Source organism: Bacillus sp. AFS029637, from assembly GCF_002584985.1.
Classification (GTDB): Bacteria; Bacillota; Bacilli; order Bacillales; family Bacillaceae_G; genus Bacillus_A.
The window spans coordinates 181,116-205,620 of record NZ_NUPZ01000023.1 but is presented as its reverse complement, the minus strand read 5'-3'; the positions used below and the strand labels follow the sequence as shown (position 1 = coordinate 205,620).

27 protein-coding genes are annotated in these 24,505 nt (G+C 36.1%); 1 reads left to right on the top strand and 26 read right to left on the bottom strand.

Going from position 1 to position 24,505, the window contains the following annotated elements; translation table 11 throughout:
• Positions 1–6: 6 nt before the first annotated feature.
• The 20 genes from COE49_RS12240 to accB form a co-directional block, all read right to left on the bottom strand.
• Positions 7–621, bottom strand: a complete 615-nt coding sequence (locus tag COE49_RS12240; protein WP_088230982.1) for a hypothetical protein — start codon at positions 619–621, stop codon at positions 7–9.
• A 2-nt stretch (positions 622–623) separates the two neighbouring features.
• Positions 624–1,019, bottom strand: a complete 396-nt coding sequence (locus tag COE49_RS12235; RefSeq protein WP_088230981.1) for a phBC6A51 family helix-turn-helix protein — start codon at positions 1,017–1,019, stop codon at positions 624–626.
• Positions 1,006–1,341: a helix-turn-helix domain-containing protein gene (locus COE49_RS12230; protein ID WP_240522861.1), complete on the bottom strand. Its 336-nt coding sequence runs from the start codon at positions 1,339–1,341 to the stop codon at positions 1,006–1,008. The genes COE49_RS12235 and COE49_RS12230 overlap by 14 nt, the downstream gene beginning before the upstream one ends.
• 1,006 nt (positions 1,342–2,347) lie before the next feature.
• Positions 2,348–3,166 carry a MerR family transcriptional regulator gene (locus COE49_RS12225; RefSeq protein ID WP_088230979.1) on the bottom strand — a complete coding sequence of 273 codons (819 nt, stop codon included), beginning with the start codon at positions 3,164–3,166 and terminating at the stop codon, positions 2,348–2,350.
• A gap of 488 nt (positions 3,167–3,654) precedes the next feature.
• A complete protein-coding gene (locus tag COE49_RS27300; RefSeq protein ID WP_140417375.1) occupies positions 3,655–3,873 on the bottom strand; it encodes a hypothetical protein in 219 nt (72 codons plus the stop codon).
• Between the two features lie 390 nt (positions 3,874–4,263).
• Positions 4,264–5,235, bottom strand: coding sequence for a tyrosine-type recombinase/integrase (locus COE49_RS12220; protein ID WP_088230978.1), 972 nt, complete (start codon positions 5,233–5,235; stop codon positions 4,264–4,266).
• Between the two features lie 165 nt (positions 5,236–5,400).
• A complete protein-coding gene (gene spo0A / locus COE49_RS12215; RefSeq protein WP_033665531.1) occupies positions 5,401–6,195 on the bottom strand; it encodes a sporulation transcription factor Spo0A in 795 nt (264 codons plus the stop codon).
• A 288-nt stretch (positions 6,196–6,483) separates the two neighbouring features.
• On the bottom strand, positions 6,484–7,782 hold the full coding sequence (gene spoIVB / locus COE49_RS12205; RefSeq protein WP_088230976.1) for a SpoIVB peptidase: 1,299 nt from the start codon (positions 7,780–7,782) through the stop codon (positions 6,484–6,486).
• A gap of 118 nt (positions 7,783–7,900) precedes the next feature.
• Positions 7,901–9,640 (bottom strand): DNA repair protein RecN, encoded by a 1,740-nt coding sequence (gene recN / locus COE49_RS12200; protein WP_088230975.1) that lies wholly within the window; start codon positions 9,638–9,640, stop codon positions 7,901–7,903.
• 267 nt (positions 9,641–9,907) lie between these two features.
• Positions 9,908–10,357 (bottom strand): arginine repressor ArgR, encoded by a 450-nt coding sequence (argR, locus tag COE49_RS12195; RefSeq protein ID WP_001032581.1) that lies wholly within the window; start codon positions 10,355–10,357, stop codon positions 9,908–9,910.
• Between the two features lie 142 nt (positions 10,358–10,499).
• Positions 10,500–11,339 carry a TlyA family RNA methyltransferase gene (locus tag COE49_RS12190; protein ID WP_088230974.1) on the bottom strand — a complete coding sequence of 280 codons (840 nt, stop codon included), beginning with the start codon at positions 11,337–11,339 and terminating at the stop codon, positions 10,500–10,502.
• A 3-nt stretch (positions 11,340–11,342) separates the two neighbouring features.
• Positions 11,343–13,235 carry a 1-deoxy-D-xylulose-5-phosphate synthase gene (gene dxs, locus COE49_RS12185; protein ID WP_098252994.1) on the bottom strand — a complete coding sequence of 631 codons (1,893 nt, stop codon included), beginning with the start codon at positions 13,233–13,235 and terminating at the stop codon, positions 11,343–11,345.
• Between the two features lie 300 nt (positions 13,236–13,535).
• Positions 13,536–14,426: a (2E,6E)-farnesyl diphosphate synthase gene (gene ispA, locus COE49_RS12180; protein WP_088230972.1), complete on the bottom strand. Its 891-nt coding sequence runs from the start codon at positions 14,424–14,426 to the stop codon at positions 13,536–13,538.
• The gene (gene xseB / locus COE49_RS12175; RefSeq protein WP_088230971.1) at positions 14,426–14,656 is read right to left on the bottom strand and encodes an exodeoxyribonuclease VII small subunit; all 231 of its coding nucleotides are present in this window, start codon (positions 14,654–14,656) and stop codon (positions 14,426–14,428) included. The genes ispA and xseB overlap by 1 nt, the downstream gene beginning before the upstream one ends.
• Positions 14,646–16,004, bottom strand: a complete 1,359-nt coding sequence (gene xseA, locus COE49_RS12170; protein ID WP_098252993.1) for an exodeoxyribonuclease VII large subunit — start codon at positions 16,002–16,004, stop codon at positions 14,646–14,648. The genes xseB and xseA overlap by 11 nt, the downstream gene beginning before the upstream one ends.
• 26 nt (positions 16,005–16,030) lie before the next feature.
• Complete coding sequence (folD, locus tag COE49_RS12165) at positions 16,031–16,891, bottom strand: bifunctional methylenetetrahydrofolate dehydrogenase/methenyltetrahydrofolate cyclohydrolase FolD (RefSeq protein WP_000226732.1); 861 nt, start codon at positions 16,889–16,891, stop codon at positions 16,031–16,033.
• 23 nt (positions 16,892–16,914) lie between these two features.
• Positions 16,915–17,307 (bottom strand): N utilization substance protein NusB, encoded by a 393-nt coding sequence (gene nusB, locus COE49_RS12160; protein WP_000830247.1) that lies wholly within the window; start codon positions 17,305–17,307, stop codon positions 16,915–16,917.
• 347 nt (positions 17,308–17,654) lie between these two features.
• Entirely contained in the window at positions 17,655–18,047 is a 393-nt protein-coding gene (locus COE49_RS12155) for an Asp23/Gls24 family envelope stress response protein (RefSeq protein ID WP_000807630.1), read from the bottom strand.
• A 22-nt stretch (positions 18,048–18,069) separates the two neighbouring features.
• Positions 18,070–19,422, bottom strand: coding sequence for an acetyl-CoA carboxylase biotin carboxylase subunit (gene accC, locus COE49_RS12150; protein ID WP_000592883.1), 1,353 nt, complete (start codon positions 19,420–19,422; stop codon positions 18,070–18,072).
• A 16-nt stretch (positions 19,423–19,438) separates the two neighbouring features.
• Positions 19,439–19,927, bottom strand: a complete 489-nt coding sequence (gene accB / locus COE49_RS12145; RefSeq protein ID WP_088230969.1) for an acetyl-CoA carboxylase biotin carboxyl carrier protein — start codon at positions 19,925–19,927, stop codon at positions 19,439–19,441.
• A 468-nt stretch (positions 19,928–20,395) separates the two neighbouring features.
• Between accB and COE49_RS12140 the strand changes: the two genes are divergently transcribed.
• A complete protein-coding gene (locus tag COE49_RS12140) occupies positions 20,396–20,590 on the top strand; it encodes a DNA recombination protein RecO (protein ID WP_088230968.1) in 195 nt (64 codons plus the stop codon).
• A gap of 123 nt (positions 20,591–20,713) precedes the next feature.
• Here COE49_RS12140 and COE49_RS12135 read toward each other — a convergent pair whose 3' ends face one another.
• Genes COE49_RS12135 through spoIIIAC form a run of 6 tightly spaced genes read right to left on the bottom strand, consistent with a single transcriptional unit; the run spans position 20,714 to position 24,491 of the window.
• Positions 20,714–21,385 (bottom strand): SpoIIIAH-like family protein, encoded by a 672-nt coding sequence (locus COE49_RS12135; RefSeq protein ID WP_088230967.1) that lies wholly within the window; start codon positions 21,383–21,385, stop codon positions 20,714–20,716.
• Positions 21,386–21,400: 15 nt separating this feature from the next.
• Positions 21,401–22,063 carry a stage III sporulation protein AG gene (gene spoIIIAG, locus COE49_RS12130; protein ID WP_088230966.1) on the bottom strand — a complete coding sequence of 221 codons (663 nt, stop codon included), beginning with the start codon at positions 22,061–22,063 and terminating at the stop codon, positions 21,401–21,403.
• Positions 22,053–22,685, bottom strand: a complete 633-nt coding sequence (gene spoIIIAF / locus COE49_RS12125) for a stage III sporulation protein AF (RefSeq protein ID WP_088230965.1) — start codon at positions 22,683–22,685, stop codon at positions 22,053–22,055. The genes spoIIIAG and spoIIIAF overlap by 11 nt, the downstream gene beginning before the upstream one ends.
• Positions 22,686–22,697: 12 nt before the next feature.
• Positions 22,698–23,870: a stage III sporulation protein AE gene (gene spoIIIAE, locus COE49_RS12120; protein ID WP_088230964.1), complete on the bottom strand. Its 1,173-nt coding sequence runs from the start codon at positions 23,868–23,870 to the stop codon at positions 22,698–22,700.
• Positions 23,871–23,880: 10 nt separating this feature from the next.
• The gene (gene spoIIIAD / locus COE49_RS12115; RefSeq protein ID WP_088230963.1) at positions 23,881–24,264 is read right to left on the bottom strand and encodes a stage III sporulation protein AD; all 384 of its coding nucleotides are present in this window, start codon (positions 24,262–24,264) and stop codon (positions 23,881–23,883) included.
• Positions 24,265–24,287: 23 nt separating this feature from the next.
• Positions 24,288–24,491, bottom strand: a complete 204-nt coding sequence (gene spoIIIAC / locus COE49_RS12110; protein ID WP_000020914.1) for a stage III sporulation protein AC — start codon at positions 24,489–24,491, stop codon at positions 24,288–24,290.
• Positions 24,492–24,505 lie beyond the last annotated feature (14 nt).

Sequence of the window (24,505 nt, the reverse complement as noted above, 5' to 3'; positions counted from 1 at the left end):
TTTTCGTTATTTTTGTTCTGCATATTGTTCTGCATGGTACTCAAGTTCTCCAAAATAGGCTTTACGTACGTCTTCGACGGTCACAATAGGGTGAAAGCCATTGTAATAAGATTGTGCCATATCAAAATCTACTAAACGACGCGTACGCATATCAATCGGTCGGATACCTAAACGAGTTTCAATGTCACGGAATGCACCCAGTTCCCCGCTTGCGTCCATGATTAATTCATGTTGTTTTACAAGTGATTGCAAATAATTCAGCTTAGCAGTTTTGATTTCATCGGCAAGTGCTTCTTCTTGTTTACGAATCTCCGCAAATACCTTGTCGCGGTCTGCTTCGACTTGACCACGCATTCCTTCTAACGCACCTTGAAGTAGATTATCCATATTCCCTAACATAATAAGCACTTGTTCTCGTGTCCCTTGAACCGCGGATAACTCCGTACGTAGCTTCTCATTTTGTATTCCACCATTCATAACAATACTTTGGAAATCAGCTTCGATTTCTTTGTTTAATCGACGAATGTCCGTATCCAATTCTACTAATTTATTTTGCAATTCAATACGTTTTCCCTCGTAGTTTTCTACTGTTTGTTTTGCTACTTCTACTGCGTTTGTCATATTTAATATCCCCCGTTTAGAATCGCATCAATGTCGGCTAACAAATCTTCTGTTACTCCGTCCTGTGCGATGTTGATTTGTTGTTTTGTTTTGATTTCTGATACATCAGTAAGCTTGCCTTGTGTCTTCAAGTACAACTCAATGAACTTTGGTGATTTGCCATCAATAGCCCGACGAACCAATGTATCCATGACGCTGTAATACGCATCAGCTATAAGTTTTTCTTTTAATTGACGTTCCATCTCGACCCACTCTTCAGCTTTTCGCCAATTGTAGATGGTTCGCCTATCGACTCCTATGTCTTTTGCAATGGCGGTTAACGTCTCCCCGCTTCTTTGACGTTGGAACACATCAGTCAAAATTTCTAACTGCTGCGGTGTCAACTTACGCTGCTTCATCAACAACGCCCCCTTTTTGTTTTACAAAGGCATCGACTAGATACACTTCCTCAACGGAATACCCCAGACCCGTTAAAGCTTTCCATAAACGCACATTCATTAAGTCCGCAATTGGCGTAAATCCGCTTTCTACTTTATTTAACGCTGAATGACCGATAAGCATTCTATCCGCTAGTTGAGAAGCCGTAACACCTTTGATTTTTCGTAAAATACCGATAGTCGTGTGATTCAACATAACTGGTATTTTCAGTTCTTTTTGTTCCATAAACGTAACCCCCGTTTTTATATGTAAATTTAATCGTTGTAATAGGAAAAAGGACAAACATGACTCCTACATCACGTTTGCCCAATTAGGAAGAATTTGTTGGCAATATCAGTAACACTATCGGAAATGATTGGTCGGGAAGTAGTGTAAGACTTCCTCACTCTTAAGACATGCTGCGAGGTCTTTTAACAAAGAGAAAATGAAACTTTTTATATTATTTGAGAAAATAATTGTAGGCATAAAAAAAGAGAAGCCAACGAAACGGATCGCTGACTTCAAGAGGAATATCAAATTGATAACAAAAGCGGAAACGGTTAATTTGCAACAAAGAGGAAAGCCCACTCATTCGTACTGGCTTAGATGCGAGGTCTCGAATTAAGATTGGTTACATTGACAACAAACCGTTATAGCTTATAAAACTAATATACCGTCCGTATATAGCTTATCGGCTTCATATCACGCCGTAGGATGTGTTTCCCATGCCCAACACCGTTCCCTGTCGGGTGATTCGCTAAATAACCCGTATATCCTTGTAATGAAGCTTATACAAGAATAGCCGTGAATCAGTGTCATGATCGCCGCTTACGAGTAACTGGTTAACTCCAGTCGTACAACCATGTCTTATTTTGAACTCCCGACACTCTTTGCCATTAATGTCTTGTTTATCATCGTTATTAGGTGTTACGTACCGTAGGCTTTCTTTATGCAAAATTTATTCATCTAAGAAGATTCTGAATGTTAATAGTTAGTATTACTTAAGGCTTCATAATATATTGTTGCGTAGTATTAACTTCTTTCCCGTCTTATACAGTAATAAATACAATATTTTTCGTTAGTTTGTCACAACAAATGATATTTTTATCCGAATAACAAAAAAAGCAAGAACGTAAATTCGCTCCTGCTATACAATATTTGCTATCTATCTGTATTTCTCATTACAGCTTGTTATTAATAAGGTATCCCCGTCACTACTGAAAACATTTAGCAGACTTGTGGGTTTCTCAGCTTCTTTAAGTTTACCTAAATTTTATCTACGATATTGACAAAGAAACCTACGATCTTATTATGAAAGTATATTCGAAAAAGATTCTCTTAATTGTTCTATTTGTTTCTTATTAAATCTTCTTATTTCAGAAAGTGTGCCAGCACTCTCTATTTCTACTAATAAATAGTCGTTAGTTTTGTAATCTTTCATAATTCGAATATCTTGTTTTTGGGGATTCTGTTGTTTTTCTGAATCCTCTTTTTTTACCTTTTCTCTTTTTATCGGCTTCACTGTATCTTTTATCTCTTTTAGTTTCCCTATTAACTCATCATCAAATATAATCTTGCCCATTTCATCCCTTTTTACAGAAAGGTTATTTCGTTTAATCCAATAGCTAATTGTACTCTTTCCAATCCCTAGAGTTCCAGCTACTTCAGTACGGTTCAAATACTTTCTACCTTCATCGTTGTGCAATACTAACTGCTGTTGCATTGATGTTTGAGATTCTTTGTTTTGAATTTTTGATATAGATGGCACTTTTTTCTTCAATTCTTCTATCTTACTTCTTACATCTGATTTTTGATTATCTCCACAATTCATAACAATTAAATTACATTTTCTCAAATCATAAGGATTATCTGTTAAATTTACAACGTGTTTTATCCTACTATCAATACCCATAATGAGTCGTGCCAAATTAATTGTTTTTCGTCCATCACTTCCGCCTATATATTTTTTCTTATCCCTTTTCCAACTTTTCCATGCCCCCTTGATAGCCATATCAACCTTTGAAAAATCTTCTGTTTCAATATATACTTCTTTCACTTGTTTCGTTGCTGCATCTGGACAATATATTACTGTATACCCTTCACCCAAATGCCTAAATTCATTTATCATTGATTATCCACCTTTCATTTGACAGAAATTTATAAATCAATTAAAATTTTATAATTTTCAGTCTTAAAAATCTACATAAACTTACAATTTCCTTTAAATAAGGTGACAAATCCCCTAAATCTAATCATATATTCCATTCCTTCTAATAGTCCTTTTATATGTTCATCTATAGCTACTCTCTATACAGTAATCATTCTCTATATTTTTACTATGCTTTGCATATTAGTTTTATCTTAGCCAACTAACAGCTTAAAGTTTTTAGATTTCTGTGTTATTCGCATTGACTTTTTTCTTTGAAGGTCTTCAGACTATCGAATTGTTACGAGGAAAACGGCTTGGTGGATAGACTTCTCCCTTTCAAAAATTCACAAGATTAAAGTCTATCCACAATACTATCGTCATGTCGACGAGGTATCCGTATTGTATAGAAAGACGCATTGACTGCAATTAGTTATAGCTGTCAAAACGCTATACCATTTGCTTGTAACTTATCGACTATTAATACAAAATGTTTTTTCGCCGTACGGTGCGTGTCCACGCCCTACACCGTTCCCTTTCGGGTAATTCGTTACAAAACCTGCTATCCTCGTAACAAAGTACGAAAACAACCGTGAATCAGTGTCGTAATCGCCGCTTAATAGTAAATGACTAACTACAGCCGTACAATTACGTCTTATTTGACCCCCCAGACACTTTTCACCGTCCACGTCTTGAGTATCATCGTGGCTAGAACTTTACGTCCCTTAGGCTTCGGTATACGAGGCTTGTGTCCTTTACCTCGCTTACGTTATACGGTTATAAATGCGTCAATAAACCGATATCCGAATGTATTTTCTGCGTTGGCTACATTAAACCCCGTCTATTTTGAGATACGCTTCACAGCATACCTTCGTGGTCACGGTATCCACGTTCAGGGTTACCGCACACCAACACTTCTAATTACCTAAAAAGACAATAGGAAACTAAACACCTTGCTATCCATTTTTCAAAAATGGTATAATACAAGTGCTAAATGTACGGAAACCCCGTTATTTAGTTGTAAATCATTACTTTTAATTTCGAGTCACCTATTGCAGTAGGTGACTTTTTTCTTTGACTTAAAATTTCATACTTGCTAATGGCGAATGACGTTGGTATTTATTTTTAACTTCATCATCAGTAAAGTCTAAGTACGCCCTTTGCGTTACTTCTACCGATGAATGCCCTAATACCCTAGACAAGCTAAACCAATCACCGCCATTAAGAACGTAATACTTTGCAAAGTTATTTCTTAATTGGTGAGGTGTAAAATGTATACCTACCTTTTTACCAATGCTTCTAATACTCGCTTCGAAATTATTAACGTTCAACATTGTCCCTCTTATCGTAGGAAACAAATACTCTGCATCACTAAATCTATCCTTATACTTCAACCAACGCTTTAGATCGCTAGCCATGATATTAGAAAAATACACATAGCGTTGTTTCTTATTTTTTGGATTCGTAATTAGGATACTTTTATTTTTTATATCTAGGTCTTCGGCTTGCATACTACAACATTCTCCTGCACGTATACCTGTATCTAAAATAAGTTTAATCATGACGTAACTTCTAAGCCCATGGAATGTACTTATATCGATCGAGTATAATACTTTCTTTATTTCATCTACCGATAACAATATCTTTTGTTTCCGTTGCGGCTTAATCGATTCAATTTTAGATACCGGATTCTTAACGATATCCTCTTCAGCTTCTAAAAAGTTGAAAAACACCTTAATATTACGAAGGTAATTAGCAATTGTTGTTTCGCTAATGGTCTTTCCATAATCAGTTCTACGTGTTGGATAATTAATTTGTTCACTAGCTGTATTAGATGTAAATGTGTATTTACCACGTTCCCTTAAATATTTAATATACGTCCGAATATGAAGAGGTTTTACCTTATCAACATCCGTAATCCTTAATTCTCTTTCTAAATATGAAGCAAATAACTTCAACGTTTGGTCATATGAACGAATTGTTTTCCTACTTAGATGCTTTGCATCGCAATGAAGCAAAAAGTTTTCGACATTCATCTGAAAGTTATTCATACAACAAAAAAACCTCCTAGCTATTGGAATCAAAATTTCAATCCAATAAATAGAAGGTTTTTAAATTAACCGCCAATTACCTATGTACTTTATTGCCTACATACGTAATTCGTTGGTTATTACATTTTGTTATGAAATACGCTTAACACCTTGTTACTACAGCGTTTACGAAGCCTTATGTTCAAGTCTCAGCTTATCCGCAACCATTGCGATGAACTCAGAATTCGTAGGTTTTGCTTTTGACATGGATACTGTATAACCAAATAAGGACGAAATCGAATCAATATTCCCACGGCTCCATGCTACTTCAATTGCGTGACGGATTGCGCGCTCGACACGACTTGCTGTTGTATTATACTTTTTCGCGATATCTGGATATAATACTTTCGTAATAGATCCTAATAATTCGATGTCATTGTATACCATAGAGATTGCTTCTCGTAAATACATATACCCTTTAATATGAGCAGGTACACCAATTTCATGAATGATACTCGTAATACTCGCATCTAAGTTTTTCGGTTTTCCATCTACTGTTGTCGCTGATCGGAAAGATGGCAATGGACGTTTAATGGTAGCGTTTACCTTACCACTCACTTGACGAATATGACTTGTTAAATTCTCCATATCAAATGGTTTTAATATGAAATATGAAGCACCTAAATCAACTGCTTTTTTCGTCACATCTTCTTGTCCAAATGCTGTTAACATAATTACGCTAGGTTGTCTTAGCCTTTCGATATGGCGCATTTTCTCTAGTACAGCTAAACCATCTAGATGTGGCATAATAATGTCTAATACGAGCACATCAGGCTGCCTGTCTTTTAATAAGTTTAAACACTCTTGTCCATTATAAGCAGTTCCGATTACTTCCATATCATCTTGAGCAGCAACATAACTCTCTAGCATTGATACTAATTCTTTATTATCATCCACAAGACATACTTTAATTTTCTCCACAGCTTTTCCTCCCTTACCGAATCGATTCTCCGACATGTGTATCCTTCTAGGCTACATGAATTGTTCGACAATTGTGTGAAAATTCCCTTTTAAAGTTTGTTACTTTCCGATAAAATCACAAAAAAATATGTTTATCGTTCATTTTTTCCCTTTCACAACACATTCCATCATAGAAATACAACGAAACGTTCAACCCTTTTCTTTTATTTTACAACAAAAAACACCTCTTGCGGAGCTTTTACAAAATTTCAACGAATTTTTGAACAGAAAAGCGAGCTAATTAATAAATTAGCTCGCTTTTTTTTCTTGATCATAAATATTAATTCCAGCCTCATGTAACATCCATTCAATATGAACACCGTACCCTGACGTTGGATCATTTACAAATACATGTGTAACTGCACCAATTACTTTCCCGTCTTGTACGATTGGACTTCCACTCATTCCTTGTACGATACCACCCGTTTTCGCTAATAAACGTTTATCTGTTACTTTGATAACCATACCCTTTGTAGCTGGAAATTTTTGTGGCACTGTACTAACAACTTCAATATCAAACGATTCCACTTTATCTTGATCAATAACTGTTAAAATCTTTGCTGGACCTTCTTTTACTTGATTTGATAATGCAATAGGCATTGCTTTATCCATTATGCCGTTTGTCATATTCGTATTTAACTTCCCAAAAATACCAAATGGACTGTTTATTGTAATATTACCAATCACTTCACGATCTGGCGAGAATCTTGCTAATTTCTCTCCTGGATTCCCATGACTTCCTCTTTCAATTGATGTAACTGTTGAACGCATAATTTGCCCATCTTCAACTTGAATCGGTTTCTTTGTATCATTATCAGAAATAACATGACCAAGCGCCCCGTATTTCATAGAATCTGGGTGAACAAATGTCATCGTTCCGATTCCAGCTGCCGAATCTCGAATATATAAGCCAATACGATAAGACGATTCACCACTATCTTTTTGTGGTGTTAACTTCGTGCGAATGTATTTTCCATCTCGTAACAAAACAAGATTAAGCGGCTCACCTGTTTCACCACTACTATGAACAAATGGTGCTACATCACTCATTCTTTCAATTGTTTTACCATTAATTTCAGTAATCATATCTCCAATTTGCACACCTGCTGTTTCACCAGGAGATATTTTACCTTTTTCAGTTTGAATTAAATGATGGCCTACAACTAGTACACCTTTTGTGTTTAATTTCACACCAATCGATTGTCCACCTGGAATCACTTTAAAATCTTTCAGCACTTTCACATTTACTTTTTTCACTGGAAAACCAGCAAGTTGAAACACCATATCTGCTTCACCATTTTGATGAGAATTTACCATAAGTCCTTGTTTTTGTTCATTTGAACTCACTGTAAACACATGACGATTTGTAGATGAAGCTTGAAAAACTGGTAATGAAGCTATTTCTGATTGTTGCCCTTCAAAAATAACAAGTTGTTTCGGTGATGAAATAAACGTCCGAAGCGGTTTAAAACATCCAATACAAACTAAAGAAACAAGGAGACAAAGACCTATTATTTTGCGAAATCTTTCTAATTTCAATTTGTTCACTCTCCTCGCTCCTACCCCACATTCAGCCTATCGGCTTCACTTTTTAATCTCTCCTTGCAGTGCTTTATTTATAACCGGAAGAATTAAGAAATCGTCATTTGAGAAAAAAAGCTATCCATTACTGGATAGCCTCTGCTGTCTGTTTAAAATGATGCGCTTGCGTAAGCAACTCTTTCGCATGTTCTGTCGTTAAATCCGTAATTTCCACACCAGAAATCATTCGAGCTATTTCTGTTACTTTATCCTCCATAGTTAAAACGGTAACTGATGTAATTGTCCGATCATTTGCTACCTGTTTTCGAATAAATAAATGTGAATCCGCCATTGAAGCTACTTGAGGTAAGTGCGTAATACAAAGTACTTGCGAGTTTACTGATACACGATAAATTTTCTCTGCAATAGCCTGTGCAACTCGACCACTCACACCCGTATCCACTTCATCAAAAATAACAGACGCAACACCTTGATGCTTAGAAAAAATACTTTTTAAAGCTAAAATAATACGAGATAACTCTCCACCAGAAGCGACCTTTGAAAGTGGTTTTAGCGGTTCACCTGGGTTCGTTGAAATATAAAACTCCACATGATCATAACCATCCGCTGTCAGTCTTATTGGTGTACCTTCCACAAGAGGTTCTTCTGCATTTCCTTCTCTCTTCATGATTCTCACTTCAAATTTCGTTTTTTCCATATATAATTCTTTTAATTCCTGATGAATGGCATTTGTAAGATGCTCTGCAAGCTCATGACGCATATTACTTAACAACGTTGCTTCTTGCAGAATAACACTTTCTAATTCCTTTAACTGTTTCTTCGTCGTTTCAATATGAACATCTTTATTTTCAATTGTAAAAATTTCTTGTTCAATTTTATCAGCATACGCTAAAATCTCTTCTACAGTATTTCCATATTTTCTCTTTAGCATACGAATTTCATTTAAACGTGTCTCAATTTCATCTAGACGATTCGGATCATATTCCATCATATCGAGCTTTTCTCTAAGTTGATACGCAACTTCTTCTAATAAATAATAGCTATTTGCAATCGAATCATGGTTTTCCTGGTACACTTCATCTAAATGTGTAATACTCTCCATTTGTCCCATTGCGCTTCTTACATTATCTAATCCTTGTCCGTCAGCACTTAACGAACGATACGCATCACCTAACGCTTTATAAATCTTTTCAAAATTAGAAATTTGTAATCGTTCCTCGGTTAATTCATTTTCTTCATCCATTTTTAAATCAGCCTTACGAATTTCCTCATGCTGGAATTGAATTAAATCTAAGCGATGTGCCATTTGTTGTTCATTTTCACTTAACGATTTCAATTGTTTTTTTAATTTCTCGTAGTCAGCGTATACATTTTGATATATATCCAATTGTTTAACAATACGCTCTCCATCAAAATGATCGAGCATAAACAGATGACGCTCTTCATTCATTAAATCTTGTGTCTCATGCTGTCCATGAATATCAACAAGCGTTTTCCCAATTTCTTTTAATATACTAAGTGTAACCAGTTTCCCATTTACACGACATACACTCTTTCCGTTTGCAGCGATGTCTCGCTTCAAAATAATCATGCCATCTTCTATTTCTATATCCAACTCTTCTGCCTTTTCAATACACGGATGCTTATCATCTTCTACATAAAATAGCCCCTCTATCTCAGCCTTTTCTGTTCCGTATCGAACAAATTCCGCTGAACCACGGCCACCTACAAGCAAGCTAATCGCATCAATAATAATCGATTTTCCGGCTCCTGTTTCTCCACTTAAAACCGTTAAACCTTTTTGGAAAGAAATATTTAATGCCTCAATAATAGCAAAGTTTCTAATCGATAATTCCGATAACAATGCCCCATTCACCTCGTTATAAACTAATCCCCTATTAGGGCTTTTCTCAGTTCTTTATTCAAATAGTCATACTATATGTTTGTATGTATACATTACTTTTCTAACCCGCTCCATTGTACCAAACATTTGTTTTACGGGTCAATCCACCTATTTTCTAACTTTATTCAAACAAAATATTATATTGCAATTGAAAATACATATTTTTAATCCATAAAAATATCCTGTTTACTTTCCACTTTACAGGGGAAAGTAAACAAGATTTTTTTGTTACAGCATATTTAAGAAACGATCAGAGACAACACCTGTGTCTTCAGGTGTACGGCAAATAATTAAGCAAGTATCATCACCACAAATGGTTCCGATGATCTCATCCCACTCTAAATGATCAATAAGTGCCCCAAGTGAATGAGCGTTACCAGGCAATGTTTTTAGCACAAGCATATGTCCTGCCGTGTCTAATTTTACAAATGAATCCACTAGATTTCGTTTTAATTTTTGTAACGGGTTAAATCGTTGATCTGCTGGCAAGCTATATTTATAGCGACCATCATGTAATGGCACTTTCACTAAGTGCAGCTCTTTAATATCGCGCGATACTGTCGCTTGCGTTACATTAAATCCCTCATTACGTAAAATATCAACTAATTCATCTTGTGTTTCAATTTCTTTGTTCGCAATAATTTCCCTGATTTTAATATGGCGCTGACCTTTATTCATACATTTGCACCTCACACTATCTCTTACCATAGTTTAAACATTGGTATACTTCACTTATTTATGTTAACGTATAATTCGTTACTTGTACACAATTGTTTTTACAATCATTATACAATTACAACAAAAAGAGGAACAACATATGTTATTCCCCTTTTCCTTTTTGTTTTAGAACGTCATGCGCTTCTGTAACAACTTGCTCAACTGAAACCGGAGAATGATTTTCGCCATTCTCACGTTCACCATGCCATTTCAGATGAATTAAAAATTCAATATTACCATCCCCACCCGTAATCGGCGAGAATGTTAAGCCTTCCACATTATAGCCTTCTTTTAAAGCAAAATCGACAATCATTTCTACGACAGCTTCATGTACTTTTCTATCGCGAACGATGCCTTTTTTCCCAACTTGCTCTCTTCCAGCTTCAAACTGCGGTTTAATTAACGCCGCTACATCACCATTAGGCATAAGCATCGTTTTTAAAACAGGCAGTATAAGCTTTAATGATATAAATGAAACATCGATACTAGCAAATTGCGGTAAACCACGTTCTAAGTCTGCTGGTGTCACGTAACGGAAATTTGTGCGCTCCATTACGACAACACGCTCATCTTGACGTAATTTCCACGCAAGTTGATTATATCCTACATCTAATGCATAAGATAATTTCGCTCCATTTTGAAGCGCGCAATCTGTAAAGCCACCAGTTGATGAACCAATATCTATCATAACTTTATCTTGTAAATCAAGATGGAATGTCTCTAATGCCTTTTCAAGTTTATAACCACCACGGCTTACATACGGCATAACTTGTCCCTTCACCGTAATTTCTGTATCTTGTGGGATTTTCTCTCCTGGCTTATCAAGTCTCATCTCGTTCGCATATACGAGTCCGGCCATAATAGCTCGTTTCGCTTTCTCACGCGTTTCTATAAGTCCTCGCTCTACTAATAGTACATCTACTCTTTCTTTTTTTACACTCATTTGTTACGCCCTTTTTTGTTTTGATGGAATCATTGTATGAATACGGTCTACAACTGCATCTGTCGTTAAACCAATTTCTTCTAATAATTTTGTTACACTACCGTGCTCTATGAAACGATCCGGAATACCCATTCGTTCAATTAATGTACTATGGTATCCGTTCTCAGACGCAAATTCAACTACCCCTGTTCCAAAACCACCGATTAAACAAGCTTCTTCAATCGTTAAAATCGGTATATTCTTCCCTAAGAGATCATGTAAATATGCTTCATCCATTGGTTTAATAAAACGAGCGTTCACTACTTTCACTGAAACTCCAGCCTTTTCAAGACGCTCCGCCGCTTCCATTGCCATTGGAATTGTCGTACCAAATGTTAAAATAGCTGCTTGTGTGCCTTCTTTTAACGTTTCCCATGTGCCGATTGGAATCGCCTTTAATTTTTCATCCATAGGAACGCCAAGTCCATTACCGCGTGCATAGCGTAATGCGATCGGACCATCTTCATATTGCATCGCTGTATATACTAAATGTTGCCCTTCATTTTCATCTTTTGGCATCATAATTACCATATTCGGCAAGTGGCGTAAGAATGAGATGTCAAATACACCTTGATGCGTTTCACCATCTGCTCCTACTAAACCAGAGCGATCGATTCCGATGAAAACATTTAAATTTTGGCGGCATATATCATGAACAACTTGGTCATATGCTCTTTGTAAAAATGTTGAATAAATTGCTAAGAATGGCTTCATTCCTTGCGTTGCCATACCTGCTGCCATTGTTGTTGCATGCTGTTCTGCAATACCTACATCAATCATGCGGTTCGGAAATTCTTTTTGGAATTTCTCAAGTTTCGATCCAACAGGCATTGCCGGAGTAATCGCAACGATACGCTCATCCGTTCTCGCTAGCTTTAGCACTGTTTCACTAACAACAGCACTCCATGCTGGTGCAACTTCCTTCGGTTTAACGAAGTCACCTGATTCAATTTTATATGGTCCTGTACCATGCCAAGTTCCAATAACATCACTCTCAGCTGGTTTGTAACCTTTTCCTTTTTTCGTAATAACATGTACAAGTACTGGGCCTTTTGTTTTCTTTGCATATTGTAACGTTTCGAATAACTTTTCATAGTCATGCCCATCGACCGGACCTAAATACGTAAAGCCTAACTCTTCAAAAAAGACGCCTGATACTAGTAAATATTTTAAGCTATCTTTTATTTTCTCTGCTGTCGCAGCAACTTTCCCGCCGACTGCTGGGATTTTCTTTAATATATACTCTAGTTCATCTTTTACCCAGTGATATTTCCCTGCGGTACGTAAACGACCAAGTACATTATGAAGCGCACCGACGTTTGGTGCAATTGACATTTCATTGTCATTCAAAATAACAATCATGTCTGTTTTTTCATGTCCAATATGGTTCAATGCCTCTAAAGCCATTCCGCCTGTTAATGCACCATCGCCAATGATTGGTATAACGTATTCTTCCGTTTTCTTTAAGTCACGTGCTAGAGCCATTCCCATTGCAGCGGATAAAGATGTCGAGCTATGACCAGTTTCCCATACATCATGCTCACTTTCGCAGCGTTTTGGGAAGCCACATAAGCCTTGATATTGTCTTAATGTACCGAATTCTTTCGCACGTCCTGTTAAAATCTTATGTACATAGGATTGATGTCCTACGTCCCATAAAAATTTATCTTTCGGACTATCAAATAATTTATGCAGAGCAATTGTGAGTTCTACTACACCTAAATTAGGTGCAATATGTCCACCTGTTTGAGAGAGCTCTTCAATTAAAAACTTACGAATATCCTCACTCAATCCCTCTAGTTCACTGATAGACATATCTTTCAAAAAACTAGGGTTTTGAATTTGCGTTAGATCCACATGGATCACTCACTTTCATTTCATAATCTGTCAACATGTCAAATACTATAAAAAGATTTACACAACACAAGAAATTCTCTTTTCTATTTTTTATCTCGTTTTGCTATTCACCAGTCTATTGTACCCTAATCCTATTATAAACCATATTTCTTTCGGCGATGAAAAAAATAGCCGCTAACACGAAGTGATAACGGCAATGTAATCTACATATATTTTTGCCAATAACAAGAAAAGAAAAACCTTTTCCTACATTTATATCATAAAATGATAAATGACTCAACAAATGAAAACGCTGTTATATTAGTTATTACGTTTTGCAATCAAATCACAAATGGATACTAGATATTCATCTTGTAATTGCAAGGAGCTAATCGCATCTTTTGCTTTTGCAATTGTTTCTTCTAAAATATCTTTTGCTCTATCTACAGTAAATAACGTTGTATATGTACTCTTTTCATTTGAAACATCACTACCAATCGGTTTTCCAATCTCTTCCTCGGTTCCTTCTACATCTAAAATATCATCTCGAATTTGGAAAGCTAGGCCGATATATTTTGCAAACGTAAGCAAGTTTTTTTCTTGCTCTTCTGTGGCATCAGCAAGTATCGCTCCTGCCAGTACAGCAAACTCAAGCAGTTTCCCTGTCTTATGCTTATGGATGTACTCCAACTCATCAATCGTAAGCTGTTTCCCTTCGGCTTCCATATCTGCCACTTGTCCGCCAACCATTCCTTCTGGTCCTGCTGCCTTTGCAAGTTCAAGTACAAGTCTTACTTTTTTTTCAGCAGAGATTTCGTTTTGCTCATATGCCATAATAACTTGAAAAGCATACGTCAACAAACCATCTCCTGCTAGAACTGCCATCGCTTCACCAAATACTTTATGATTTGTGGGCTTTCCTCTTCTTAAATCATCATCATCCATACAAGGTAAATCATCATGAACCAACGAGTATGTATGAATCATTTCAAGAGCACAAGCTGCACCTACTCCAAGATTTCTTTCTTTCCCAAACGCTTGTAACGTTGCAAATAAAAGTAACGGGCGGAGACGTTTTCCACCCGCTTCCAAAGAATATGCCATCGCTTCACGAAGTACATTTGGACATTGTAATTCATTTGCATAGCTTACAAGTTTCTCTTCTACGAAAGTTTTACTTTCTTTCAAAAAAGTATCAAAAGCGATAGTCACTATGCTTCATCTCCTAAAGCAGTAAACGGTTCAAGCTCTCCATTTTCCCCAAGAATAACTGCCATTTGTTCTTGTACATTCTTCAACTTCTCATCACAAAGCTTCGATAACTCCATACCCTCTTTAAAATAAGAGATTGCTTCTTCTAAAGGTACGTCACCTTGCTCTAGCTTAGAAACGAGATGCTCAAGTTGCGAAATTGCCTCTTCAAAGCTTAATTTATTTTCCATTATTCAATTCACGCTCCTCTATGCCTGATACGCTACAATCTAGTATTCCATCTTGTAATTGAACTGAAACAGCATCTCCAAGGCCGACATCTTTCACACTTTTTAACACTTGCTTCTCTTCATCATATACAAGCCCATACCCTCTCATCATTACTTTAAGCGGACTTAACGCTTCAAGTTTTTGAGCAGCTCTTACAAAGGCAAATTCTTTTGTTTGGAGTAACGTTTGCATTTCACGTTGTAATTGCTTTTGCAACGTTTCAATTGCTACCTTCGTTTGCATAATTTTTTGAGATGGATGGTGTTTTTCTAAATAAAACGAAAGCTGTTTTAACTGGTTTACTTTTTTATCAATATAGCGCTCTTTCGCTAACACAAGCTGTTCTAATGCTCGATCTAATTGCTCTTCCTTTTGTTCATATACTTGTCTTGGATAACGGAACGCATAAGATTTTTGCAATACTTGCAATTTTTCTTCTTTTTTATGTACTAACTCTCTCATCGCTCTTTGCAATCTGAGAGTTCTTTGTAATACCTTTTCTTGCAACTCTATAATGTTAGGTGCTGCCAGCTCAGCTGCTGCAGTCGGTGTTGGCGCGCGCAAATCAGCAACAAAATCTGCGATTGTAAAATCCGTTTCATGGCCTACTGCCGAAATAATAGGAATTTCACTTTTAAAGATTGCTCTTGCAACCATTTCTTCGTTGAAAGCCCACAATTCCTCAATAGAACCTCCTCCGCGTCCAACGATTAGTACATCTATCTTTCCCATTTCATTCGCTGTACGAATTGCTTGTACAATTGAGGGAGCCGCTGACTCCCCCTGTACAAGTACTGGAAATACAATAACATTTCCAATTGGATAACGACGTTTAATCGTTGTTATAATATCACGAATCGCTGCCCCTGTTGGCGACGTAATCACACCTATTGTTTTAGCATATGGAGGAATTGTTTTTTTATAAACTTGAGAAAACAAGCCTTCTTCCTCTAAACGAACTTTTAACTGTTCGTAAGCTAAATGCAAGTTTCCGATTCCATCAGGTTGCATGTCTTGAATATAAATTTGATAAGAACCACTCGCCTCGTAAACAGAGATTTTCCCTTTCACGAGTACTTTCATGCCATTCTCTGGTCTGAATTTAATATTACGATTATGACCCGCAAACATAACCGCTGCAATTCTTGCATTTTCATCTTTCAATGTAAAATACATATGACCACGGCTATGATTTTTAAAATTGGAAATTTCACCTTTTAACCAAACAGACTGCAAATGCGGGTCGTATTCTATTTTTGTTTTTATATAGCGTGTTAATGCTGTAACGGTTAAATATTGTTTCTCCATTTCTCTCTCCTCATAGCCGACTCAAATTATTTACAAACAACACCTGCACGCTTGGCAGATTCAACAGTATTATGAAGAAGCATAGTAATCGTCATTGGACCAACACCCTTTGGAACAGGCGTAATGTATCCTGCGACATCTAATACGTTGTCAAAGTCAACATCACCACAAAGCTTTCCTGTTTCTAAGCGATTTACGCCAACGTCAATTACAACTGCTCCTTCTTTAATGTAATCAGCAGTTATCATTTTAGGTCGTCCAACTGCTACGATTAAAATATCCGCTAACTTCGATAATTCTTTCATATTTTGCGTCTTAGAATGACAGTATGTGACAGTTGCATTTTCATTTAAGAACAATTGTCCCACTGGTTTGCCAACAATATTACTTCTTCCAATTACTACAACATGTTTTCCCGAAATATCAAGATTCGTTTCTTTTACTAGTTCTACAATACCATGTGGTGTACATGGAAGGAATGTATCTTGCCCCGTCATCATACGTCCCACGCTGATTGGGTGAAATCCATCTACATCCTTTTCTGGTGAAATTCTTTCAATGATAGCTTTTTCTTCAATATGTTTTGGTAAAGGTAATTGCACTAATATGCCATTAATGCGGTCATCGCCATTTAAGCGATCGATTTCAGCAAGCAAACGCTCCTCAGTAATTGTTTCAGGAAGTTCAATTAGCTCCGAATAGATTCCTACTTGTTCACAGCCTTTTTCTTTTCCTTTTACGTAAGAACGAGATGCTGGATCTTCTCCAACTAAAATAACTGCTAATCCTGGTACAATCCCTTGCTCTTTCAACTTCACAACTTCTTCTGTTAATTGTGCTCGTTTTTTCTCCGCAACTTCATTTCCTTTGATGATTACTGCTACCATTTTAAGATTCCCCCTTAAAGAAATTACAGTGTATCTTTTATATTAGATAAAACGCCGTTAATAAAACGACGAGATTCCTCATCCCCAAATGTTTTAGCAATTTCAATTGCCTCGTTAATTGTTACATTGTGTGGAATTTCTTCCATGTATTTCATTTCATACACAGCTACACGTAAAATACTGCGATCAACAATACTAATACGCTCAAGCTTCCACTTTTTTAAATTTTGACGAATTGCTTCATCAATTGCTTCTTTATTTTCTACAAAACCTACAACAAGTGATTCTAGAAATTCATTTGTTTCTTCACCTTCATCTAGCGTGTTTTCCACCGCTACTTTCGGTTCTAATTCACCTGTAATATCCATTTGATATAATGCTTGCATAGCTCTTTCTCTAGCCGTCCTACGTTTCATTGTAACTCTCCTTTATGCTTCAAGTCTTTCCTTATGCTTTGTTATATTATTATAATTTATAAGCCGTCAATTCACTTACTCTTACAGTTTTCATTGATTTTCCAACCTTATAATACAATGATAATAACACAATTTATCGTTTCACACACGGGTTACAAGGCTGAAAAATAATAAAAAGATTAACTTCAAGTTCCATATCTTATCACAATGTACGTTTTTTGGAAAAATGAAGTATTTTCTTTTTTATTTCTCATTTTTTGAAATAGTATAATAATTAGAGGGTTGTAATTTGTGAAGAAATAAAACGTTAAAAAAGATGCCTATGTTACTAGGCACCTTTTTCATTCTTACACTGGTTCGATTTCTGTTTTTTGTGTTTCGAATGTTACGCCAACGATGTGAACATTCACTTCTTTTGGCTCAAGTCCTGTCATTGTAAAGAGTGCTTGGCGAATGTTGTCTTGAATCTTTTGTGCAACAACTGGAATTGCTACGCCAAAATACATTACAACATAAAGGTCAACGATAATATCTTCGTTTGCTAATTCAACCTTTACACCTTTACCATGATTTTTCTTACCTAACTTCTCAACAACATCTGTAGCAAAATTACCGCGCATTGCCGCTACACCTTCTACTTCAGCAGCTGCAATACCAGCAATTACTTCAATTACTTCTGGTGCAATTTCTACTTTACCAAGAGTTGTATCTTGACCCATATCTAACATATGTTCAGCCATGAAAAAAACCTCCTTTAATGTATCACTGCGTCACAAGTTCATGCTCTTCCAAAAATTTCGTATTAAACTCACCTTTTACAAAATCAGGATGATCTAACAATTGCAAATGGAACGGGATTGTTGTATGTACGCCTTCAATGACAAATTCACTAAGCGCTCGCTTCATTTTTGCAATTGCCTCTTCACGTGTTTTTCCGTGAACAATTAATTTAGCAACCATCGAATCATAGAAAGGTGGGATTGAATATCCCGGATATACAGCTGAATCGACGCGAATACCAAATCCGCCTGGTGGTAAGTACATTTCTACTTTACCTGGAGATGGCATAAATTTTTTGGCAGGGTTTTCCGCATTAATTCGACATTCAATTGCCCAACCATTAAATTGTACTTCTTCTTGCTGTAACGATAGCTTTTCTCCAGAAGCAACAAGAATTTGTTCTTTAATTAAGTCCATCCCTGTTACCATTTCAGTAACCGGATGCTCAACTTGAATTCTCGTATTCATCTCCATGAAATAAAAGCTTTTCGTTTTATATTCATAAATAAACTCAACCGTACCAGCACCTGTATAATCAACCGCTACCGCCGCTTTAACTGCCGCTTCACCCATCTGCTTGCGAATATTTTCATCAAGTGCAGGTGATGGACTTTCTTCTAATAGTTTTTGCAAACGGCGCTGAATTGTACAATCACGCTCTCCTAAATGAATGGCATTTCCGTGTGTATCTGCCATTATTTGAATCTCAACATGGCGGAAATCTTCAACGTACTTTTCTAAGTATACACCAGGGTTCCCAAAAGCGGTACTAGCTTCTTGCTGTGTAATTTGAATTCCTTTTACAAGCTCTTCTTCATGGCGCGCAACACGAATACCTTTTCCGCCGCCACCTGCAGTCGCTTTAATAATAACTGGATATCCAATTTGATTAGCAAGCTCAATCGCTTCTTCGGTATTTTTAATAATCCCTTGTGAACCTGGTACAATCGGAACCCCTGCTTCTTTCATTGTATCACGAGCAACGTCTTTTGTGCCCATCTTTGAAATAGCTTCTGGACTTGGGCCGATAAAAATCAAGTTACATTCACGACATAACTCTGCAAAGTCTGCATTCTCTGCTAAAAATCCGTATCCCGGATGAATAGCATCGCAGCCCGTTAACTTCGCAACGCTAATAATGTTCGTCAAATTTAAATAGCTTTCTTTTGAAACTGTTGGTCCTACACAATACGCCTCATCTGCAATTTGTACGTGAAGTGACTCTTTATCTGCTTCTGAATAAATTGCGACTGTTTCAATATCCATTTCTTTACAAGCACGAATAATTCGTACAGCAATTTCCCCACGATTGGCTATTAATACTTTTTTTATCATCACAAAGACTCCCTTATTACGCTTTTACAAGAAATAGCGGTTGTCCATACTCAACAAGCTGTCCGTTATTAACAAGAATTTCAACAATTTCGCCTTCTACATCTGCGTCAATTTCGTTAAATAATTTCATAGCCTCGACGATACATACGATAGAATCTTTCGATACTCTATCCCCAACACTTACATATGCAGGTGTATCAGGTGAAGATGAAGCATAAAATGTACCTACCATTGGTGATGTAATTTTATGTAGATTTTCATTTTGAACGGCTTTCTTCTCTTCTTGTTTTGGTGCTTCTACTTGCGCTGCTGCCACTGTTGTTTCTACTTCAACAGGCGCTACTGGTTGCATAGCTTGTTTTACTACAGGTGCTTGCATCGCAACAACTTCATTACCACGCTTTTTCATTTTAATTGTTGTACCATCTTTTTTGTATTCGAATTCATCAATATTAGAGCTATCAATTAATTTAATTAATTCACGAACTTCTTGAATTTTAAACATGTAAAATCCACTCCCATACTCTTGTTTGTCCCGTTTTTACAGATTTCCATCACTAAAACTAGATTGACTGTAAAAATACGATGTACTCTATTAGAAAATTTATTTCATTTACTAATAGAAATATTTACTATTCCTATCTTACGATAAATTTTTTAAACATTCCAATTTATTTTTCTTTGTAATAAATCGAAATTCCTGTAAAAATATTATTCCACCAAAAAATTATTACCTAGTAATAATACCAAGTTTCACACAAAATTGGCAAGACCACTTCCTAAAAAACATTCCTTACTTTTCAAAATACTACACAGTAAACCTACAATTCCCTCTCTACTCTTCACCTCATCTATGGTCAATAACATATTTTTACCAAATATTATTTTTTTGTTTACACACCGTTCATCGTTCCTTCATATAAAAATAGTATGTTCAAAGTGTAGAAAATATATTGTATCGAGGGGTGGACATATGATATGGCTCATTTTCTTCTTGCCTGCCGTAATAGTCTGGGCATTTGTTCTCTTCATCCACGTCAAATCTGGAAAAAGTAATCACCATTACCATGAACCGTTAATCTTTTACTCACAGCGTATTTCCCCGTTTCGAGTTGAACATAGTGAAAATAACTACAAAGATGATATAGAAAAAAGCTATCGAAAATGATAGCTTTTTTCTATTATTATTTTCATCTAACTATTTTGAAGTACATAAAACTGTATTTCATCCTACTATTTACATACAATCGCTAATAATCCGCGGGGAATCCCCCACGGATTAAAATTTCATTTATTTGGCTGGTGGATCAAATTTCACACCTACATCTTTTGATCCGCCTTCACTTCTTACAAGCTGTATAATTTTATTCGCTTCTTTTTGTGAATGCTTTGCCGCTTTCACAGTTACTCTAATGTCTGTTCCATCAGCTCTTACAAGGGCATCTTTATATCCTCCTTGAGACTTAATCACTGTCTCAAGTAATTCTTGTTTCGTTTCCATTGTAGTGATTGCATCAAAATTATCTTTCGCTTTACTCTTTTCTGTTGCTGAAGATTTTGATGAATTCATCACTTCTTGTAATCTTGCTTTTTGTTCACTTCGCTGATCTTCCATTTGCATACGTAACGCTGTGAAATTTTCATCACTTGATTGGACTGTTACGTTAGCTTCTTTTTTACTTGTTTCTTTTGTAGCACTCTCTTTTTTGTTTGTTTCTTTATTTGTTTCTTTATTTGGTGTTTCCTTGCTTGTATTTTCTTTATTTGAAGATTCTTTTGTTGTTTCCTTGCTTGGTGTTTCGTTTGTTACCGCTTTGTCAGTACCTTGCTTTTCTTGTCCAATTTTTTCACCAGTTGTTGGTGCTGCTGTATTCATTTTGTCAGGAGTTGTTACGTAATAAACAGATAGTACAACCACTAAACTTAACATCGTTAATAGCCAAACCGTTTGTTTTTTTAACACTTTATTTCCTCCCTATCAATTTTTCGGTGATACTGAAACGCGATGAGCTGGTACATCTAGCAGCCGTATGACAGCTTCTTTTACCATCGCTTTAACTTGTATATTATCCACTCCTTTTGCTACGACAAGAACACCTCGTACTTTCGGTTTCTCTGTTCGTAAAACAACGGGAGTTTCTTTATCCCCTTCACGTATAATGACGGTCTTTTCATCAAGAGACTCGTCCTCTACTTCCCTCTTCCCACCTGTTTTATCTGTTTCACCTGTTGTTTGTGAGCGTTTCACTGTATTTTTTTCTAGTATTTTTTCTTCAGATGAGTCTAAATTCACTTTAATCGTTACATCTTTTACCCCCGCAATTTCTTCTAAAGCTGCTTTTAATTCTTGTTCGTACGCTTTTTCATACTTTTCTACATTTGACATACTATCATTACTTTTTTGCCCGAAAGTTGGTACGTCCTTTTCTTGGTTTTGATTTTTTTGTTCTTTAAATACAGGTACTTCTTCTTTTTTTCCTGAAAAGAAACTACTAGAAAACATAAGCAAAATCCCAAGTATAAGTAGGACAAGTAAAAACTTAGGTGTTACCTTCTTTCCCTTCTCACTGCTTTCTTTTTCGTCCCCATTTAATAAGTTTCGAAAAAATGAGAACTTCGAATTTTTATCTTTATTGTCCATTTACTCTACCTGTCCTCCCTTCCATTTGAACTTGGATTTGTTTATTCTCTAGTTGCCACCTGCTTGAAAAGAAATCTTTCATTTCTACATTTGTTTCTTCTACCTTTTTTGGAGGTTCTTTCGTATTAATTTCAATTGGCTTTACTGTTTCGATTGCATCGTTTTTACTACGTTCTTTTTCTTTCAATGTCACAACAACAGATTGAATATCTTTTGCTGACTTTACTTCCGCTGTACTTTCCGCTGCGACTATTTGTATTTCAGAGACTGCCATACCATACTTTTTCTCAAATTCTTTTCCTACTTCTTTTTTCATTTTGGTAGCCATCTCTTCTAAACTATATGCACGTGTTAGAGCTTGTATTTCTTTTTTCTTCGAATCTATTGAATTTTTTACAGATCCTTCTGCTACGTACTTCTCTTCATTAAAATTTGCGATTACTTCATTTACATCTGTTTGCAACAGTTTAAAAAGAGGCGTTAAAATTAATACAACCAATAATAGACTTACGACGAATTTAACGTATTTTTGCAAGTTCGAATTTGGAAGAATAAGATGAAGCATTGTCGCTAAGAGTAAAAAAACGATAATATTTCTAATCCACTCTGTAACAAATTGCATACTCTCCACCCCCTACCGCATCATAAGTGTAATGTTCCCCGCAGCAATAATAATTGTGATACTTAAAAAGAACATAAATGATACGATAGCTAAGCAAGCAAATACGTAAATGATGCTCCGTCCAATGATATCTAAACATTGAATAATTGCTCCTCCGCCTACTGGTTGCAGTACTGCTGCTGCGAATTTATAAATAAATGCGATACAAAATATTTGAATCGCTGGAAAAGCGACAATTAAGCATAGAATGACAAGCCCCATAATTCCGACTGTGTTTTTTAATAATCCCGACGCACTAATAACAGTATCCGCCGCCTCTGTAAACATCCTTCCGACTACCGGAATGAAGTTACCTGTTACAAATTTAGCAGTTTTCACTGCTATCCCATCAGCAACAGCTGTCGCTGTTCCCTGTACAGATAATACCCCTAAAAAAATCGTTAAAAAGATACCGATAATCCCCACGCTAACGTTTTGCAGAAGCTTGGACAATTTCGTAACTTTATATTGATCACTCATCGTACTTACAATACTTAATATCGTTGCAAGTAATAAAAGTGGTAGAACAATATAATTCATAAGAAGCCCACTCGTATTCATTAAGAAAATGATAATCGGATGAAAAAACGATACAGATACAACACCGCCCCCGGTTGCTATGAGTGCAAGCAAAATTGGTAATAGAGCTAGTATGAAATCTACCATTGTTTGTATCGTTTCTCTTGCATATGTCATGACGACATAAAAACTATTTAAAGCGAAAATAATAAGTACCATATATACAACTGCATCAGCAATTTTACTTACGCTACTCTTTGAAAAAGCAGATTGCAATGATTGCAACAGTGCACTAAAAATTGTGAGCATAATGAGTGTTCCAAGTAGTTTTCCATTTGCAACAAGCTCGTGAAATAAATATTTTAATAAACCTATCATCCACTCTTTTATAGAGAATTCTTTTTCTCCCTTTACAAACTCCATAAAGCTTCCTTTTTGACTCTCTGGCAAATACCCTCCATATTTTGTAACAAGCCCGTCCCAAAATTGCTTCACATCTTCAATTCCGAGCTTATCCAATTGTTGATCGACGACGTTTGTTTCTACAGGAGAAGCTTGTACAACAACCGGTAAAGAAAAGAAAAGGAAGCAAGCAAATAGCAGCTTAGCTCCAAACCTCCTCAACATTCACTCCCCCTTATCCCGTCGGTAAAAATCCGAGAATAGTTTCAATTACAACCGTCAAAATAGGAATTGCCATAACGAGAATTAAGATTTTTCCAGCTAATTCAATTTTCGAAGCGATTGCACCTTGACCAGCATCTTTTGTAATTTGCGCTCCAAACTCAGCTATATAAGCAATCCCAATAATTTTTAATAACGTTTCTACATATACGTTGCTAACTTTCGCTTCACTCGCCACTCTCTCAATCATTTGTAAAATAGAGTGAATTTGATCGATTAAAATAAGAAACATCACACTACCTACGAACACAATAAATAACGATGTAATGCTAGATTTATGTTGATTTAAAATAGCTGCTAAAAACGTAGCAACGAGGCCTAATCCGACAATTTGTATAATTTCGATTCGAACCGCCTCCTTTACTGGAAGAGAAAGACACTTTTAATCTTGTCGAATAGCGTATTAATTAAAAATGCAACATGAAATAAAATAACGACAAAACCGACAAGGATAACCCAATTTGCAATATCCTCACGCTTTAATTCTTTTAGTACGGTATGAATGAACGCTAAAACAATGCCGATTCCGGCGATTTGAAATATTAATCCAACATCAATGGACATCGCCTTTCTCCCTC

What these genes read in the sequence shown, in the direction of transcription:
- COE49_RS12240 (WP_088230982.1), bottom strand. Translation starts at nt 621, where the DNA reads ATGACAAACGCAGTAGAAGTAGCAAAACAAACAGTAGAAAACTACGAG.
- COE49_RS12235 (WP_088230981.1), bottom strand. Translation starts at nt 1,019, where the DNA reads ATGAAGCAGCGTAAGTTGACACCGCAGCAGTTAGAAATTTTGACTGAT.
- COE49_RS12225 (WP_088230979.1), bottom strand. Translation starts at nt 3,166, where the DNA reads ATGATAAATGAATTTAGGCATTTGGGTGAAGGGTATACAGTAATATAT.
- COE49_RS12220 (WP_088230978.1), bottom strand. Translation starts at nt 5,235, where the DNA reads ATGAATAACTTTCAGATGAATGTCGAAAACTTTTTGCTTCATTGCGAT.
- argR (WP_001032581.1), bottom strand. Translation starts at nt 10,357, where the DNA reads ATGAATAAAGGTCAGCGCCATATTAAAATCAGGGAAATTATTGCGAAC.
- COE49_RS12190 (WP_088230974.1), bottom strand. Translation starts at nt 11,339, where the DNA reads ATGAGTGTAAAAAAAGAAAGAGTAGATGTACTATTAGTAGAGCGAGGA.
- xseB (WP_088230971.1), bottom strand. Translation starts at nt 14,656, where the DNA reads ATGGAAAATAAATTAAGCTTTGAAGAGGCAATTTCGCAACTTGAGCAT.
- xseA (WP_098252993.1), bottom strand. Translation starts at nt 16,004, where the DNA reads ATGGAGAAACAATATTTAACCGTTACAGCATTAACACGCTATATAAAA.
- folD (WP_000226732.1), bottom strand. Translation starts at nt 16,891, where the DNA reads ATGGTAGCAGTAATCATCAAAGGAAATGAAGTTGCGGAGAAAAAACGA.
- nusB (WP_000830247.1), bottom strand. Translation starts at nt 17,307, where the DNA reads ATGAAACGTAGGACGGCTAGAGAAAGAGCTATGCAAGCATTATATCAA.
- COE49_RS12155 (WP_000807630.1), bottom strand. Translation starts at nt 18,047, where the DNA reads ATGGCTGAACATATGTTAGATATGGGTCAAGATACAACTCTTGGTAAA.
- accC (WP_000592883.1), bottom strand. Translation starts at nt 19,422, where the DNA reads ATGATAAAAAAAGTATTAATAGCCAATCGTGGGGAAATTGCTGTACGA.
- accB (WP_088230969.1), bottom strand. Translation starts at nt 19,927, where the DNA reads ATGTTTAAAATTCAAGAAGTTCGTGAATTAATTAAATTAATTGATAGC.
- COE49_RS12140 (WP_088230968.1), top strand. Translation starts at nt 20,396, where the DNA reads ATGATATGGCTCATTTTCTTCTTGCCTGCCGTAATAGTCTGGGCATTT.
- spoIIIAG (WP_088230966.1), bottom strand. Translation starts at nt 22,063, where the DNA reads ATGGACAATAAAGATAAAAATTCGAAGTTCTCATTTTTTCGAAACTTA.
- spoIIIAF (WP_088230965.1), bottom strand. Translation starts at nt 22,685, where the DNA reads ATGCAATTTGTTACAGAGTGGATTAGAAATATTATCGTTTTTTTACTC.
- spoIIIAE (WP_088230964.1), bottom strand. Translation starts at nt 23,870, where the DNA reads ATGTTGAGGAGGTTTGGAGCTAAGCTGCTATTTGCTTGCTTCCTTTTC.
- spoIIIAC (WP_000020914.1), bottom strand. Translation starts at nt 24,491, where the DNA reads ATGTCCATTGATGTTGGATTAATATTTCAAATCGCCGGAATCGGCATT.